Source organism: Neobacillus niacini (genome assembly GCF_031457145.1).
In the GTDB taxonomy this organism is placed as follows: domain Bacteria; phylum Bacillota; class Bacilli; order Bacillales; family Cytobacillaceae; genus Neobacillus; species Neobacillus niacini_J.
Genome location: NZ_JAVDVZ010000014.1, coordinates 80,717 through 95,755, shown reverse-complemented (window position 1 = coordinate 95,755; position 15,039 = coordinate 80,717). Strand labels below are relative to the sequence as shown.

At 37.5% G+C, this 15,039-nt stretch carries 15 protein-coding genes and 1 pseudogene; 14 read left to right on the top strand and 2 right to left on the bottom strand.

What is annotated here, in order from left to right; translation table 11 throughout:
- Positions 1-57 precede the first annotated feature (57 nt).
- The 11 genes and pseudogenes from J2Y03_RS23885 (at position 58) to J2Y03_RS23835 (ending at position 10,690) form a co-directional block, all read left to right on the top strand.
- The gene (locus J2Y03_RS23885) at positions 58-1,014 is read left to right on the top strand and encodes an NAD(P)H-dependent flavin oxidoreductase (protein ID WP_310199161.1); all 957 of its coding nucleotides are present in this window, start codon (positions 58-60) and stop codon (positions 1,012-1,014) included.
- 44 nt (positions 1,015-1,058) lie between these two features.
- Positions 1,059-1,622 carry an OsmC family protein gene (locus J2Y03_RS23880; protein WP_310199159.1) on the top strand — a complete coding sequence of 188 codons (564 nt, stop codon included), beginning with the start codon at positions 1,059-1,061 and terminating at the stop codon, positions 1,620-1,622.
- A 50-nt stretch (positions 1,623-1,672) separates the two neighbouring features.
- Positions 1,673-2,509 (top strand): enoyl-CoA hydratase/isomerase family protein, encoded by an 837-nt coding sequence (locus J2Y03_RS23875; RefSeq protein ID WP_310199158.1) that lies wholly within the window; start codon positions 1,673-1,675, stop codon positions 2,507-2,509.
- 181 nt (positions 2,510-2,690) lie between these two features.
- Positions 2,691-3,893 carry an MFS transporter gene (locus J2Y03_RS23870; RefSeq protein ID WP_310199157.1) on the top strand — a complete coding sequence of 401 codons (1,203 nt, stop codon included), beginning with the start codon at positions 2,691-2,693 and terminating at the stop codon, positions 3,891-3,893.
- A 336-nt stretch (positions 3,894-4,229) separates the two neighbouring features.
- Positions 4,230-5,216: pseudogene (locus J2Y03_RS29145) on the top strand (DnaD domain protein).
- An 84-nt stretch (positions 5,217-5,300) separates the two neighbouring features.
- Positions 5,301-5,633: a hypothetical protein gene (locus J2Y03_RS23860; protein ID WP_310199155.1), complete on the top strand. Its 333-nt coding sequence runs from the start codon at positions 5,301-5,303 to the stop codon at positions 5,631-5,633.
- 728 nt (positions 5,634-6,361) lie between these two features.
- Entirely contained in the window at positions 6,362-6,490 is a 129-nt protein-coding gene (locus J2Y03_RS23855; RefSeq protein WP_310199153.1) for a hypothetical protein, read from the top strand.
- A 106-nt stretch (positions 6,491-6,596) separates the two neighbouring features.
- Positions 6,597-7,382, top strand: coding sequence for a creatininase (locus J2Y03_RS23850; protein WP_310199151.1), 786 nt, complete (start codon positions 6,597-6,599; stop codon positions 7,380-7,382).
- A 184-nt stretch (positions 7,383-7,566) separates the two neighbouring features.
- A complete protein-coding gene (locus J2Y03_RS23845; protein WP_310199148.1) occupies positions 7,567-8,949 on the top strand; it encodes a cytosine permease in 1,383 nt (460 codons plus the stop codon).
- A gap of 401 nt (positions 8,950-9,350) precedes the next feature.
- A complete protein-coding gene (locus tag J2Y03_RS23840; RefSeq protein WP_310199146.1) occupies positions 9,351-9,671 on the top strand; it encodes a hypothetical protein in 321 nt (106 codons plus the stop codon).
- Positions 9,672-9,928: 257 nt separating this feature from the next.
- Positions 9,929-10,690 carry an IclR family transcriptional regulator gene (locus tag J2Y03_RS23835; protein ID WP_310199144.1) on the top strand — a complete coding sequence of 254 codons (762 nt, stop codon included), beginning with the start codon at positions 9,929-9,931 and terminating at the stop codon, positions 10,688-10,690.
- Positions 10,691-10,935: 245 nt separating this feature from the next.
- Here the strand turns inward: J2Y03_RS23835 and J2Y03_RS23830 are convergent, their stop codons facing one another.
- Both J2Y03_RS23830 and J2Y03_RS23825 read right to left on the bottom strand, forming a co-directional pair.
- A complete protein-coding gene (locus J2Y03_RS23830) occupies positions 10,936-11,103 on the bottom strand; it encodes a hypothetical protein (RefSeq protein ID WP_310199142.1) in 168 nt (55 codons plus the stop codon).
- Between the two features lie 82 nt (positions 11,104-11,185).
- The gene (locus tag J2Y03_RS23825; protein ID WP_132097346.1) at positions 11,186-11,488 is read right to left on the bottom strand and encodes an EthD family reductase; all 303 of its coding nucleotides are present in this window, start codon (positions 11,486-11,488) and stop codon (positions 11,186-11,188) included.
- A 323-nt stretch (positions 11,489-11,811) separates the two neighbouring features.
- On the opposite strand from J2Y03_RS23825, the gene J2Y03_RS23820 reads away from it, so the two are divergent.
- The 3 genes from J2Y03_RS23820 to J2Y03_RS23810 all read left to right on the top strand — a co-directional run bounded on the left by J2Y03_RS23820 (position 11,812) and on the right by J2Y03_RS23810 (position 14,996).
- Positions 11,812-12,471, top strand: a complete 660-nt coding sequence (locus J2Y03_RS23820; protein WP_310199139.1) for a hypothetical protein — start codon at positions 11,812-11,814, stop codon at positions 12,469-12,471.
- A 339-nt stretch (positions 12,472-12,810) separates the two neighbouring features.
- On the top strand, positions 12,811-13,125 hold the full coding sequence (locus J2Y03_RS23815; protein ID WP_310199137.1) for a nucleotide pyrophosphohydrolase: 315 nt from the start codon (positions 12,811-12,813) through the stop codon (positions 13,123-13,125).
- Positions 13,122-14,996 (top strand): DUF2075 domain-containing protein, encoded by a 1,875-nt coding sequence (locus J2Y03_RS23810; RefSeq protein ID WP_310199135.1) that lies wholly within the window; start codon positions 13,122-13,124, stop codon positions 14,994-14,996. The genes J2Y03_RS23815 and J2Y03_RS23810 overlap by 4 nt, the downstream gene beginning before the upstream one ends.
- Positions 14,997-15,039 lie beyond the last annotated feature (43 nt).

Genomic DNA, 15,039 nt, shown 5'->3' with positions numbered 1-15,039 from the left:
TAAGATGACCTCGTTAAAATTCAGAATATAAAATCATTAAGAAAAAGGTGAATAAAAATGAATTTTGAAACAAGAATAACAAAGCTTTTAGGAATACGTTACCCGATTATTCAGGGTGGTCTTGCCTATCTAGCTTATTCAGAGCTTGCTTCAGCTGTATCGAATGCAGGTGGTCTTGGTCAAATAACAGCCATGAGTTTATCTTCTCCATCAGAATTAAGAGAAGAAATAGCAAAAACACGTGAGAAAACAGATAAACCTTTTGGTGTTAATTTTGCTATTGGAGAGCATGGCCGAACATTTAGTCATATGTTACAGGTTGCTGTTGACGAGAAGGTTCCGGTTATTTCAATGACAGGGGGAAATCCAGCTCCTATTTTTAACGAACTAGCAGGTGTTGATGTCAAAAAGCTCGTATTGGTCGCTTCCAAAAAACAAGCGATGAAGGCTGAGAAGCTCGGAGCGGATGCCGTAATGGTAGTGGGGCAAGAAGGAGGCGGGCACTTAGGACGCGATGATGTAGGGACAATTGTCCTTGTCCCTCAAGTAGTTGATGCTGTATCGATTCCTGTTATTGCATCAGGTGGAATTGGAGATGGAAGAGGATTACTTGCTGCCTTAGCGTTAGGTGCCCAAGGGATAGAAATGGGGACGCGGTTCATTGCAACGGAAGAATGTGTTCATGCCAATGATGCTTATAAGCAAAGGATTGTTGAAAGTGAAGAAACAGATACGGTAGTGATAAAACGGAGTATAGGAGCGCCTGCGCGTGTTATTAGAAACAACTGGACAGATAAGATCTTAGCAGCAGAACAAGAATTACCGACATATGAAAATTTGAAGGACTTAATTAGTGGTACTGCGAATAAACGCTTTATATATGAAGGAACAGAAGAGCAAGGATTTGGCTGGGCTGGCCAAGTCATAGGAAGAATTCGTGATATCAAACCCGTTTCACAATTAATTAACGACATGATTCATGAAGCTGAGGAAATGTATAAGAAATTCAGCTAATAGTAAGCAATTCTTTTAAAAAACTTTTTAAGGGAGGAAATACCATGAGTAATAAAGTGAATGAGTTAATAAACGGAATTAATGTTGAGGGGCTTGAAAATTACAAAAGGGTGATAAGTGAAAATGCAGAGGATGCCATGATTGATTATAGAGTGAAGTTACAGTGGCTTGGCGGTACAAAATCAAAAGTGACCACTCAAGGAATAACCCTTGGAAAACAAGAGATTAAAAGGAACTTTTCTTTTGAGATTGATGAACCGCCACAGCTTCTTGGCAATGATTCAAAACCAACTCCACAGGAATATTTATTAGGCGGGTTTGGTGCATGTATGGTAGTGGGATATACAGTTGGTGCAGCAGTAAAAGGAATCAAACTGGAGAAATTAGAGATTGATATAGAAGGAGGACTGGATCTTAGAGGTTTTCTTGAAGTTAATCCTACTTCTCCGATAGGTATGAAGGAAGTGAAATATATCATTAGGGTAAAGGCAGATGGGAGTGAAGAAGATCTAAAAGAAATTCATCAAAAGGTTATAGAAACATCTCCAAATCGAGCAACGATTGCCGATGAAGTAAAAGTAGTGTCTGAATTAGTGATTGAAAAATAAATGCCATTTTATGCAGTCAGATACACAAATGATGTTGGAGGTTAAATATAATGACTACCGACGCGAACAATTTTGAGACGATAGATTTTTCAATTTCCGGAAACATTGCAGTCATAACCATGTCTAGACCGCAACATCTCAATGCGATCAGTGAACAACTTACGAAAGATGTTTGGAATGCACTTGATCTTGTAGATAGTAACAAAAATATTCGAGCGGTCATTCTAACAGGGGCAAATAATAATTTTTCCGCAGGTGCTGACTTGAAAGAAACGTTTGATTTGCCGACTCCGATAGGAGAGGAACCATCAGAGGTTTGGAGAAATCACTTAGAGTCGTTGTTGCGCGTTTCTATGAAAATGTGGAATCTTCGGGTACCTGTAATAGCAGCAGTTGATGGATACGCATTAGGAGGTGCAGCCGATTGGGTGTTATCTGCGGATGTAGCGATTGCTTCCGATAAAGCGATCTTTGGTGAACCAGAAATTCGATTTGGGGCGGCACCTGGAACATTAATGATGCCTTGGGTACTTGGTATTAGAAAAGCAAAAGAATTATTATTCACTGGTGACTCTGTGGATGCTGAAGAAGGATATAGAATTGGGGTTTATAACAAGGTTGTTCCACAAGTGGATTTAATGAAAGAATCCTTTAAGCTCGCAGAAAAGATGGCGAATATTCCACCGTCCGCGCTTAAGATAACGAAAGTCACCATTAACAAAATCTATGAAATGATGAACATAAAGGAATCATTAGATTACAATTTAGAAGCAGCCATTTCTATGTTTTTCCTAAATTCAGAGAAGCAGACTTCAGCAATTGGAAGTAAAATTAAAGATGAAGGATTAAAAAGCTTCCTATCCAATGCCAATAAAGAATTTGACTAGATTACTTGAAAAAAATTAATTTCATGCAGTGAATAGTTTGATATAATGCTTTAATAAGTTTAATTCTGCATACGAATTCCTATTAAAAAATAACAAACTCCTATTATGGGGTTTGTTATTTTTTGGACATTACATTTTCTAATACATAATTTAGTTGGATACATCAGGGAGGACAGTGTGAATGATGATCAAGAATCGATGGCTGGCATTAACGATTATTGGAATAGCGGTCATATTTTGCTTAAGTCTGTGGTTTAGTGCATCCGTTTTTGCCACTGAAATAAAGCAAAGCTGGGGTCTAACCCCGCGCCAAGAAGCTTTACTGGCTGCATCCATTCCCACTGGATTTGTCATTGGAGCATTTTTAAGTTCATTTTTTGGGTTAGCAGATCGTTTTCATGTTAGAAGGTTGTTTGCTATCTCAGCACTATTGGGAGCAATTCTGAATGGATTCTTGATCATGGTAGACCAGGCAGTGATTGGTATAGTATTACGTATATTGACGGGTGTGACTTTAGCTGGTGTATATCCAACTTCAGTAAAAATGATCGCATACTGGTTTCCAAAACAACGCGGTTTGGCAACTGGCATATTGATAGCTTCTTTAACTTTAGGTTCCTCTTTGCCACACTTTATATCGATATTTACAGTGAATATGGATAGCCGTTGGGTACTTACGATTAGTTCAATTCTATCAATAATAGCAGCTATTCTTATTATCTCCCTATTACCGGATATTCAATTAGTTTCTAAAAATAGTTCTTGGTCTTTTTCTGTATTTGGAAAGATACTTAAAAATAAACCAGTCATGTTAGTGAATTATGGTTATTTCGGTCATATGTGGGAGTTATACGCAATGTGGACATGGCTTCCTATGTTTTTAACTGTCAGTTTTCTACAGTCTACTCCAAATGTAGATCCCTGGCTTAGTATGTTTATTTCTTTTGTTACCATTGGAATTGCAGGGGGAATAGGGTGTATAGCAGGCGGGATAGTGGCAGATAAGATCGGAAGGGCGAATTTAACGATTATTTGTATGTCAATTAGCGCAATTTGTGCGATATTGATTGGTTTTACTTTTGGTGGTGTCATTTGGCTAACTGTTCTTATATCCATTATCTGGGGAGCGTCGGTCATTGCTGATTCTGCTCAATTTTCTGTTGGAATTACAGAGTTCGCTGAAGCAGACTATATTGGGACGGCACTTACTATGCAGATGTGTATAGGGTTTCTAATTACAATCTTGTCAATAAACCTAATTCCAATCTTTCAAACTTTGTTGGGATGGAGGTTTGTCTTTATCTTATTAAGCATTGGCCCCATTATAGGAATAATTTCAATGGTTAAATTTAAATACTTTGAATCTAGAGTATATAACTTATAGTAAAAGAAAAACTCCAAACTCTGAAATAGAGTTTGGAGTTTTTGGTTTGACTTCATTTTCCATCAATTAAAAAGTAAATAATTGGATAACCCTAGCTGTACTAAGATAATAAAATAACCAATTGGGATGCCAAACTTACATATTGTAAGGAACGTTTGTTTATTTTTTACAATGTGAGTACCCAGTCTATATAGCTAACAGGAGAATGAAAGGTATCATAGAATTTTTTTGTCATAAAACATTCACATTTTTATTTAAAGCACCATGTCCGTTTTCTTCATTAATCAATATATAAAGGATGAAGGAATCTTTTTTGAAGAAGGGCAGTGGTGGAAGATGGCAAAGTTTAGAATGGTACGTACAGAATTTTGGGACAACCCAATGGTATCGGAGGAGATGACACCGGAGATACTTTTACCTCTATCTGCTTACGAATCCATGCTCAACTCAAACGGGAATCTATAAAATTACGAATAACCGTATGGCTTTTGATATGGGTTATTCAATTGAGAGTGTTATTTCGTTGATGGAACGATTCATTTCCCATCACAAGCTGATTCGTTACAATCCTGAAACGAGAGAATTGGCGATGAAAAATTGGGGGAAATATAACCTGGATAAAGGCGGGAAACCGGTGATGGATTGTATTATTTCTGAGTTAAAGGATGTCGAGGATCTTTCATTGATTCAATATGTTTCGGAGACCATTCAAAAGAAGGACATTCGCAGCCTCTATGAATCTTTTTGTAGACAAGAACAGATGTTTACTGGCAATGAAGACTGTGAACGAGATGAAACGAATACATACATAATGACTGATATTCAAGAATTTGACGATACGTTAACAAACGTAGGACGATAGGTGGACAAAAAGAAGAAGAAAAAGAAAAACAACAACAACAAGAAAAAGCACTTACTCCTAATATAGAGTACAAACCCGTCAAAGAGAATGCATTTCAGAATAATCAAAACGATGTGAAAGAAATTGTGGAGTTTTGGGACAACAATGGATTTGGTTTTTCGAACATGAATGCGAAACAGCAGCTGTTAGCTTGGTTAGATGATTCTTGCTTTTTACAGCCAAAAGCTGTGATTTTAAAAGCGATGAAAATTGCGTGTGCCAATAACAAGCGAAGGCTTAGCTATGTGGTGGGGATTCTGAAAAACTGGGAAAATGAATCTTTACTGACCTTAGAAGTAATTGATTCCTACCATGAGAAACAAAAGTCCATATCAAAGCATAGGCATCCAACACAATCGTTTTCTGCCGGAAGAGCGATTCCAGTTGGATTTGAACTTGACTTACCGGTAGGTGAAGAATGATGAGCATGGTTGAAAAAGCGTTTTTAGGAAGCTTGATGAAGGCGGAGAATTGGATGGTGCCTGACACTTTTTAATAATCTTCCAATGCAGCGTGAAACTTCCTTTGATGCTTTAAAAGTTACCCGTGACTATATCAATTATGCTCATATTGGCAATTGTAAAATTAAAGACCCAACAGACCCGGCATATGGTGACCAGCATCCTCGTTTTGGCTATCTGGGAAGTGAAAACGATGTTGAAGAATTAGCTGAATACCTGCGTGCCTTATTGGAAATTGGCAATATTGGAAAAGGAAGTAAGAACGTAGTTGCTTTTGAAGTAAAGTCAGTCGCCAATGAATCATCTGATGTAGTGATCGCGCAATCGAAGCGCACCTTAATGGATGCATGGAGCCTTGTGCATAGTAAGCTTACCTAAACGATTCCAACGTTTAATTGTTTCTTCGTGTTTTCCTAAAACGCTTGCAACCTCTTTAACCGTTATATGGCTTAATCATTTAAAAAACATAATTCTACGGACATGTCATTTTTTGTAGAGAGAATTGATAGAAAATTCAAAAAATATTATTGAATTCATTTTAAAGGAATGTTAAGATTTTCTTAAATAAAATATATTAGGAACTGCATCTCGTAATAGGCAACACACAAATACGCCAGATTGAAAAATCCTGCATTTTTAAAATGTATTGGAAACATAGTTTCGCAATAAACAACGAAGGAGAGGTGAAAATGCAACTTACTGCAGATCGCAAGGAATATTTGCAAGGATTAACAAAAACAATCCGCCGGCACATTGTCAGAATGACCCATCACCCCGGAAGTGGCCACCCGGGAATATATAAAAAACAGAGTTTGAGGTAAAGCCGGTTGGAAATGAAAGTTCGGAAATTGTGATCGTCCATTCGAAGCGAACACTAATCGAAGCTTGGAGCAAGGTGTAAGTAATTTGTCCAAACATGGTTTATCGTTCCTCTCATGATCTTTTTTGATTAGGGAGAGGAATTTGGTAAGAAGCCCCTCAAAAGGAGGCATGTGTATTTTTTTCGAAAGAAAGGAGGAGGTTTGCCAAAGTGGGTTGAATTAGTATTAACAATCTTTTGTTAGCGCTTACATTAGTTGCTATTTCAACGGTTAAGAGGGTGGAAAATGTCGCTAAAGGGGTCGATTATGCAATTATTTGATTTAATTATCCAGGTTGCAAAACAACTGGGAATCAAAGGGGGTGATGCTGAGAAAATTGATGCGTTGCCTCTATATTCTTCCCAGATTTATTGATACCACTGTCCATTTTTTCCCGGCTTAGTTCTATTTTAGCCGTACATGCCGAAACCACAGTAATAATAGAGTAACCTATAACAAAAGTAGAATGGGAGTGTTATCAATGCTTAAAAGATTAATGTCTGAAATGACTTGGATGGAGGTCAGAGATGCAGTAAACAGTGGGTCCGGAGTAATTCTACCCATCGGCGCGACGGAACAGCACGGCCCACATATGCCTCTTTGTACAGATGCTCTTCTATCGGAGAGAATGGCACATGACGTGGCAAAGGAGACAAACTTGATCGTGGCACCTACGGTTTGCTATGGATTTCGCTCGCGTCCCTGTACCGGTGGAGGACAGACCTTCCCAGGCACAACTTCTGTTAGTGGCTCAACCTTGACCGCTATAATTATGGATGTTGTCAAGGAATTTATCAGAACAGGCTTTAGAAAAATAGTACTTTTTAATTGGCATTTTGAGAATTCAAATTTTATCTATGATGCTGCGTACAATGTTTACGAGGATAGAAAACAAGAGTATCCCGATTTGAAGTTGATTATAATCGAAACTCCCTTTAGTGAACTAAAACCTGAGACAATGGAGTATGTGTTTGAGGGACACTTTCCCGGCTGGGGGATTGAGCATGCTTCTATTTTTGAAACATCTGTGATGATGTATGTAGCACCTGAACTAGTCGATTTTTCGAAGGCAATAGATGATAAAGCGGAATACTATCCATTTTACGACATGCTGCCTATTCCTAAAAGAATTACGACAGAGAGCGGTATACTGTGGAAGGCATCTTTAGCAACGAAGGACAAGGGCGAAGTGCTATGGAAAGAAATCTCTCAAAATCTAATAGAGTCTGTAAATATGGAATTTAAAAGGTGGGAAAAGGAGAACTAGGCAATATATTATGCTGTTTAGGTGCGCGCGAAGACCTTGATGTTGGTGAACAATGCTAGCCTGGTATCAAGGACTCATACGCTGGAGGCAACGGTAAATTTAATGTTTTTCGATAACATTTTGGGAGGGGAAAATAATAATTAATTTTCAGCCAAAATCGGAACATGATCTCTATAGCGAATCGTTGGCTCCAGTAGAATTACCCAAAAGAACCATCGCTCCATTTGGTATCGGTATGATTTGGTTCGGAATCGCGGTGCAGGTGACAGGTTTTTTGGTTATGACACCTTTGGTACAGTATTATACAGTTGGAGAACTTGTCTGGATTAATCTGATTGGTCAGCTGCTGGTGTGTTTAGCATGTTTTGTCACACAGGAGATTGGACTGAAATATGGCGTTTCCTTCGCCACAACTATAACGGCGGTGGCAGGACCGCTGGGAGGGAAGATTGTAGGGCTAGTGCGTGCGTTACCTGCAATTATTTTTGTAGGATTAAACGGTTTTATAGGTGCATCAGCAGTAAACATGTTTACGACAGCTGTTTTTGGATTTGATAACATGGTAGTTGGCATAATTATTAATGCATCGCTGCTCATTTTAGTAACAATAGCCGGTGCCAAAGGAATTGAGAGATTTACAACTTTTGCAGCTCCATTGATGATCATAATTGGCGGTATTATGTTTTATGTATTGATGAAAACTCATAATGCTTCCTTGGTTGATATTTGGGACCTTGGTCGTACAGCGGGAACAAGTAAAAGCTGGCTTTATGGTTTTGGTGTCTGTTTAGGTGGCTATGCGGCTATTGCCATGGGATTTAACGATTTTACTAAAGACTGTAAGATAAAAGATGGTAACATGAAAAAAGCCGCTAGAGCACACTTGATTGCGTACAGTATTATGTCTGCCCCTGCATTTATGTTTTTTACAATGATTGGCATTGTTACCATAGTTTTAGTACCCGGCATGACCGGTTCAGAAGTGCTGCCGTATCTTACGAATTTAGTAGCCGGGGGGAATAATTTAATAATCGCAATATTAGCCATATTTGTATTCGTGGCACAATTATCAACAAATACTGCCGCAAATCTGTTCCCTTCAGTGTACGTAATATGTGCACTTGCCCCAAAAAAGATTAATTTCAAGACAGCCACAGTAATTGTGGCAGTGCTAGCGTTTGTTTTACAGCCGTGGAAGTATGGGCCAATTTTAGACGTGTTTTTAGCTGTATTCGGTGCAGCTGGAGGTCCTGCGCTGGGAATCATAGCCGTAGATTATTACTACTTCCGAAAAAGGAAATACAGTCTTGGAGATCTATTTAACAGCAAAGGAAAATACTCCTATTGGCATGGAATCAATCCCGTATCCTTATCTTGTTATCTAATAGGTATAGTAATTGGCCTTTTGTTCTTGGATTATAATTACTTTGTTTCCTTAGGTGCTACATCGGTGCTTTATATTTTGGCAGGCAATTTGTTTGCGAAAAAATTCCCAGTTATGGTTACCGAAACGGGCGAAAATCTTACGGATTTTACAGTTAATGATGATCCTAAAGTGTCTATTTAATAGATAAATTACAGTAAGTGATTTGCTTTTAATAAATTTTGGAGTAGCTAATCGCTACTCCAAAATTTACACTAATCATGATTTACATGCTGCACTCGTCTGTAAACGACTTGCAGTTTCATAAAGGAATCACGAATAATGATCTCGTTGTACGCTAATGGTTTGTTTTCAATACTGTAAGGAACCTCTTCTATTACGATTAATTCTTTCTAGATTTTAACTGCATTGCCTTTAAAAGGAATAAAATAATAGCTTAGTGAGTAAGTAGCCCTCCGAATTATTTTCAAGATGTATCTTGTCTTGTAATTCTGAAAATCCAAAAATCTCCAAAAGTCCGATGATGGTCAAATCTGGCGACAACATAAGAAGAAAAATCCTTAAAAAGATGGAGTTGAGCAACATTGAATGTTTTAGTGGAAAATAAATGGATTATCTTAGTGACCCTTGAGGTGCTGGCGTGGGCTTCAATCTTTTTCCTCCTATATGCTAGGTACGGCTTAAAATCAGACTTCTGGTTCAAGGTTGCCACAGTGTTATTTGCTATCACAGGAGTGATTCCCCAGGTACTATTGGGAATTATTAATTTCATTTTCACAAAAAAAGTGGATTTATTTACGCTGATCATTTTGCTGCTGATTCTGTACGGTTTTACTATTGGAAAAAAACATGTAAAAAAGCTGGATGACTGGGCACAGATAAAATTTTCAAAGCAGGAATCCTAAACTGATCTCCTACCTAATAAAAATAGGTACCCAAATTGAAAAGGACCTGAACCGTTAAAATGATTTAGCCTTTGTGGACAATCTGTACCATCAGTAGCTCCCACTACAAACAGTGTGGGCCACTCCTATATTAATCCTCTCAATCTTCCCATCGAGTTACCAAAACACTATAAATTATGATATTAAAATAGCTTGGGATTTTTCTACTACGCTATAATAAAAGTATTAGTATGTCTGTGTAGAATTGGAGGATAATGATGGTTAAATCAGTTGATAGGGCTTTGACGATTGTTTCGTTGGTGAGCCAAAAGAAAGAAGGGGTTAGGGTCACCGAACTAGCCTCCCAACTTGACTTAAATAAGAGTTCAATTTTTCGCCTGCTGGCTACACTGGTCAGACATGGCTATGTTGAACAGGATTCGGAAACCAAAAAGTATAAATTGGGTTATAAACCTTTGGAATTGAGTGCTATCCTGCTTGAATCGATTGATTTGCGATCACAAGCAAAGACATTTTTAAAGGAACTGGAAACAATTACGAATGAAGTGATTCATTTAGTTTTATTCAATGATGGAGAAGTCATCTATATTGAGAAGCTGGAAGGAAATGAGACATTACGTACTCATTCAAGGGTGGGAAGGAGAGCGCCGTTACACTGTACAAGTGTCGGTAAGGTTATACTTGCTAACTTAACAGAATCGGAAGTAAACGACCTCCTTGAAAGGAACGGAATGCCTAAGCATACGGAAAATACAATCACAGATAAAGAGAGCTTCATGGTTGAACTCAAGAAAATCAGGAATCAGGGATATGGAATTGAGTCTGAGGAAAATGAGCCTGGAATTACATGTTTAGCAGCACCAATTTTTAATAACGAAGGAGATATAACAGCAGCTGTTAGTATTTCAGGACCATCCATCCGTATGGCAGATGACCGTCTTGAAGAGTTAAAAAGCTATATTATCAGTACCGGAGAAAAAATCTCAAGCCGCCTCGGATTTCAAAATGGGGTAAAATAGGGGACGTAAACAGATAAGTCGTTTTAGATTGTTTGTTTTTTTGGTTGTTAAGTTTTAAATTTTCGATGGCATTAACCCGACTTTCTACTTTTAATTTGGGCATTTCAACCTTTTTCCGACAATCAGAATAATGGATGGCAGATATCAAGAGGAACACCATGGAGTGATGACATTGAACTTGGATGATTCGTGGAAGGGATTTATGGGAAATTGATTGGTGTATTTGGTTAAACCATACAGTTATATTAATTGGCCGAAAAAGGTGCAAGGCATATTCCATTATGGAAGGTACCTGGCACTTTATTTTTTATTACGTTTACCCGCTTGTACTTCGATGCGATCTCGGCTTCTTGGTTGTACACTCCACCAGCAACCACGTTCCCACCGTTTGCTTGTTGAACAATCGTCGTCATGTAACTTTCGTCGTTGAACGCAACGATGAACACCATGTTTTCTTCGTCATTGTGAACTTTAGCACGACCTGAATATATTTTGCTAATCGATAATCGTAATAATCGGTGGCTTTTCTAAGTATTGAAAAAGGTTCGGCCCATCTTCTTCTGCTAGTTTTGCTTCTGGGCTTGCAAATGCTTCTTGTAGCTTTTCCATATTCTCAAATTCTAATATGGTAATAAGGTATAAGTTTAAGTGAGTATTTTGTGAGCCAACTACTCGATGCACAGAATCTTTAATAATATTTGGGATTTTCCTGCCAAGTGGAACGTGCACGTTAAAATAGTGCTCGTCAAATTTCTCCTTATCCTTTGGTTCCTCATACATAACCACCATTTTTGCCATATCCTATCACTCCTTCTATTGTATATTTAGTTAAATATATGAATTTGCATTCAATTTATTCCACTTTCAGTAATACAGATGAGTAAATCTAAATCAATTTATGTCAACGAGAATCTAGTAAAAGAGAAGGTTGAAATTTGGAGCGGTACGGGGTGTCATAATTGGGGAAGCTACATCAGAAGTTGGAGTAGTGGAAACAAGAAAAGTGGCACCATCCAATTATTCAAAGGTTCATCTATTGCTATCAGAAATGTTTATTGAATATTATGGTAGTTTTAAGATATATTTTCATCAATTAGATATAAAAATAAGGAGATGATAAAATGTCCCGATTTTATCTATTTGGAACCTATTCACTGTTTTTTGTACTACTATTTGGGTGTTCTTCTAATGAACTTCCTGCTGAATCAAACAATGGTAATGAACTGGTAAGTGAAACTTCAATTAATGAAAATTCTTCAAGAGCTAATGAACTTAATGAAAAAGGATACGAAGAAGAACAAGAAGTGAGCAGTAGCACTGATTCACTCTCAACGCCTATAGCAGATGATAGTGTCTCTCTTAAAGAAATGGAACTATTAAAGAAAACACTAAGGACATATATATTTGACGAGTATATGGGTAGCTCAGATTATGGTTATGCGAAGGGAATTAATTGGTCTAAGAATTTTTATGATAATCTAACCGCTGAAGAGATTTGGAATGTTATAGAGAAATATAAGGAAATGAATAACGGTGAAGAAGGAACATTGTTTGATCAAGCCAGTTATCTTACTATGCATGCACCAATAAAAGATAATTGGAAAGAAATGTTTTTAGAGAACTGGTATAACAGCCCCTACTCCGATAGTAATGAAATAGAAACTATGATTGATAAAGGTGATTCGGTGTGGATTTTCACGGACACTTTACCTTATTCAGGTGAAAAAGATAACTATCCTTTCATTACTTTATTTAAGAATACTGGTAATTGGCACGGATAGAAATATTTATTAAAAATTAAGCTTTGTATTAATCTATAAATCTACTTATTGTAACTGTGTGTATTAGCAGAAAAAGCTTTGAAATTAAATTTTGAGGTAGCTCAGTTCAAATAGACCTTGCTATTTTTTATCACAATCAAAAGCACCGCTAATGCGGGCAATTTCATATATATTTTACTATACATTTTCATCTGCAAATTCACGTTTTGCGATAGGAGTAAAGTGCCTGTGGGACTTTTAGCATTAATAGGTGGATAAATCGAACACAAGTTTTAAAATTAGGTAATATTGGCGTAAAATAGAAGCAATGATTTTGAATGTTGTATAGGAGAAAGCAAAATGAATGAGATTCGCCAAAAAGTATTAGCTTTTCGTGATGAGCGAGGCTGGAAAAAGTATCATAGTGAAAAAGATTTGGCCATTTCAATTTCCTTGGAAGCAAGTGAACTGCTTGAGAATTTCCAGTGGAGAACGAGTGATGAAGCAGTATCTGAGGCAAGACAAAATATAAAAGAGGAAATGGCTGATATTTTAATTTATCTTGTGCAGCTTGCTGATAAGATGGAGATTGATTTAGAAGAGGAAGTCTTAAGAAAGCTGGCGAAAAACGCTATAAAATATCCTGTTAACAGAATTGAGGAAACAAGCAAATGATCATTTATAATGAGTCCTCTTCGAAATTTTTAAATCATATTTATGAAAATAAAATTGGTTACGTTCTCAAAGAAAATGTCCTAGCGAAATTGAACAAAGTGGTATCAGGCAGTGAGTTGAGATCCTGGGAAAACTCACTTCCCCAAATGGCTAAGGTACTAAGAGATGCAGATTTAAAAGAGGATACGCATGTCTTGTTAGAATGTAAGCTGCCTTCTTCTGAAAAAAGAATCGACTTCTTTGTTGTAGGTCAAGACGAAAAAGGCAAGAACAATGCTTTAATTATCGAGTTGAAACAATGGCAGAAAGCAAAGGTGTCTGAAGGAGATGGGATTATTCGGACTTTTTTAGGAGGAAGGGAACGGGAAACGGTTCATCCTGCCTACCAAGCATCCTCTTACAAGAGATATTTGCAGAATTTCAATGAGTCTCTTTACAGTGATTCATCCGCCATTCAGCTACATTCCTGTGCTTATTTACATAACTATATTATGGCTAGTATTGGTGAGCCGCTTCTTGACAAAAGGTATAGAAATTATCTTCAAGAATCTCCTCTGTACTTCCAATTCGGTGATCGAGAATTAGCAAAAAATATTCGGAAGCTGGTTTCAAACGGAAATGGTAGGGAAATCGCTGAGACCATTGAAAATGGTAAAATTCGCCCTTCAAAAAAACTGGTCGAAACGGTTGGATCACTTTTAAAGGGAAATGAAGAGTTTGTGCTATTAGATGAACAAAAGGTAGCATATGAAAAGGTTGTCAGTAAATACAACCAATTCAAAACACAAACAGACCAGAAGCATGTCATTATAATCAAGGGTGGCCCTGGCACAGGAAAATCGGTTATAGGATTAAATTTAATGAGCTATATGCTAAATTCTAATGCAATTGTGGAGTATATAACCCCTAATCAGGCATTTAGAGAAGTGCTGCGGAAAAAGCTAATTGGAACATCCGGACATGTGGAGGTTAGAGACTTATTTAAAGGGTCTGCCTCCTATGTACAAGCACCAGAAAATTACTTTGATGTCCTTATTTGCGATGAAGCGCATCGGTTAAAAGAGCAGGGACATATGAAAAAGAAGATTGAAGGGGAAAATCAGGTAACACAAATTATTCGATCAGCACGAATCAGTGTTTTTTTTGTTGATGATTTTCAGAAAATCTCCAAAAAGGACATCGGCAGTGTGAAGGAAGTAGAAAAAGAAGCCGCTAGATTTGGGGCTGACATTCACACGATCGAACTCGAATCCCAGTATCGCTGCTCAGGGTCAGGGAACTACATCTCCTGGCTAGAAAGCATTCTAAACAATAATGAGGATACTTTTACCCTTGAAGGAGATTTTGATTATAAAATTGTTTCAAATCCTCAAGAGTTGAAAGAGGAAATTGTTGATAAACGTGGTGGCAGACTTTTAGCTGGTTATGCATGGGAGTGGAATAAAGACTTGGTTAATGGAAAGCTTCCTAATGACGTAATAATTGAAGAGCATAATTTTGCCTTACCATGGAATGAACCTAACAGGATTGACTGGGCTATTCATCCAGAATGCGCTGAACAAATTGGATGTATCCACACGGTACAAGGACTAGAAATGGATTATGTCGGCGTAATTATCGGTAAGGACCTGGGGTATGATGAAGAAACCAAACAATTAATTGTAAGACGAGATGAGTTTAAGGATAAAGGTGCAAAACCGGCTAAACCGAAAAAGGGACAGGCAGATCCGCTGGTGGAACTAGTCAGGAATACGTATAAGACGTTAATGACTAGAGGGATGAAGGGGTGTTATGTTTACTGCTGTGATAAAGGGTTAGAAAGATATATTAAAGATCGAAGCGGCAAAGGAGAATATATAAGCGAAATTTAATTAATGATATTTTATGCACATTCAAGCAACATGAATGTGCATA

Bases quoted from the DNA above. Each gene is read 5' to 3' on its own strand.
- J2Y03_RS23855 (WP_310199153.1), top strand. From the start codon at position 6,362: ATGTCGCTAAAGGGGTCGATTATGCAATTATTTGATTTAATTATCCAG.
- J2Y03_RS23870 (WP_310199157.1), top strand. From the start codon at position 2,691: ATGATGATCAAGAATCGATGGCTGGCATTAACGATTATTGGAATAGCG.
- J2Y03_RS23830 (WP_310199142.1), bottom strand. From the start codon at position 11,103: ATGACGACGATTGTTCAACAAGCAAACGGTGGGAACGTGGTTGCTGGT.
- J2Y03_RS23875 (WP_310199158.1), top strand. From the start codon at position 1,673: ATGACTACCGACGCGAACAATTTTGAGACGATAGATTTTTCAATTTCC.
- J2Y03_RS23810 (WP_310199135.1), top strand. From the start codon at position 13,122: ATGATCATTTATAATGAGTCCTCTTCGAAATTTTTAAATCATATTTAT.
- J2Y03_RS23820 (WP_310199139.1), top strand. From the start codon at position 11,812: ATGTCCCGATTTTATCTATTTGGAACCTATTCACTGTTTTTTGTACTA.
- J2Y03_RS23850 (WP_310199151.1), top strand. From the start codon at position 6,597: ATGCTTAAAAGATTAATGTCTGAAATGACTTGGATGGAGGTCAGAGAT.
- J2Y03_RS23825 (WP_132097346.1), bottom strand. From the start codon at position 11,488: ATGGCAAAAATGGTGGTTATGTATGAGGAACCAAAGGATAAGGAGAAA.
- J2Y03_RS23835 (WP_310199144.1), top strand. From the start codon at position 9,929: ATGGTTAAATCAGTTGATAGGGCTTTGACGATTGTTTCGTTGGTGAGC.
- J2Y03_RS23880 (WP_310199159.1), top strand. From the start codon at position 1,059: ATGAGTAATAAAGTGAATGAGTTAATAAACGGAATTAATGTTGAGGGG.
- J2Y03_RS23815 (WP_310199137.1), top strand. From the start codon at position 12,811: ATGAATGAGATTCGCCAAAAAGTATTAGCTTTTCGTGATGAGCGAGGC.
- J2Y03_RS23860 (WP_310199155.1), top strand. From the start codon at position 5,301: ATGCAGCGTGAAACTTCCTTTGATGCTTTAAAAGTTACCCGTGACTAT.
- J2Y03_RS23885 (WP_310199161.1), top strand. From the start codon at position 58: ATGAATTTTGAAACAAGAATAACAAAGCTTTTAGGAATACGTTACCCG.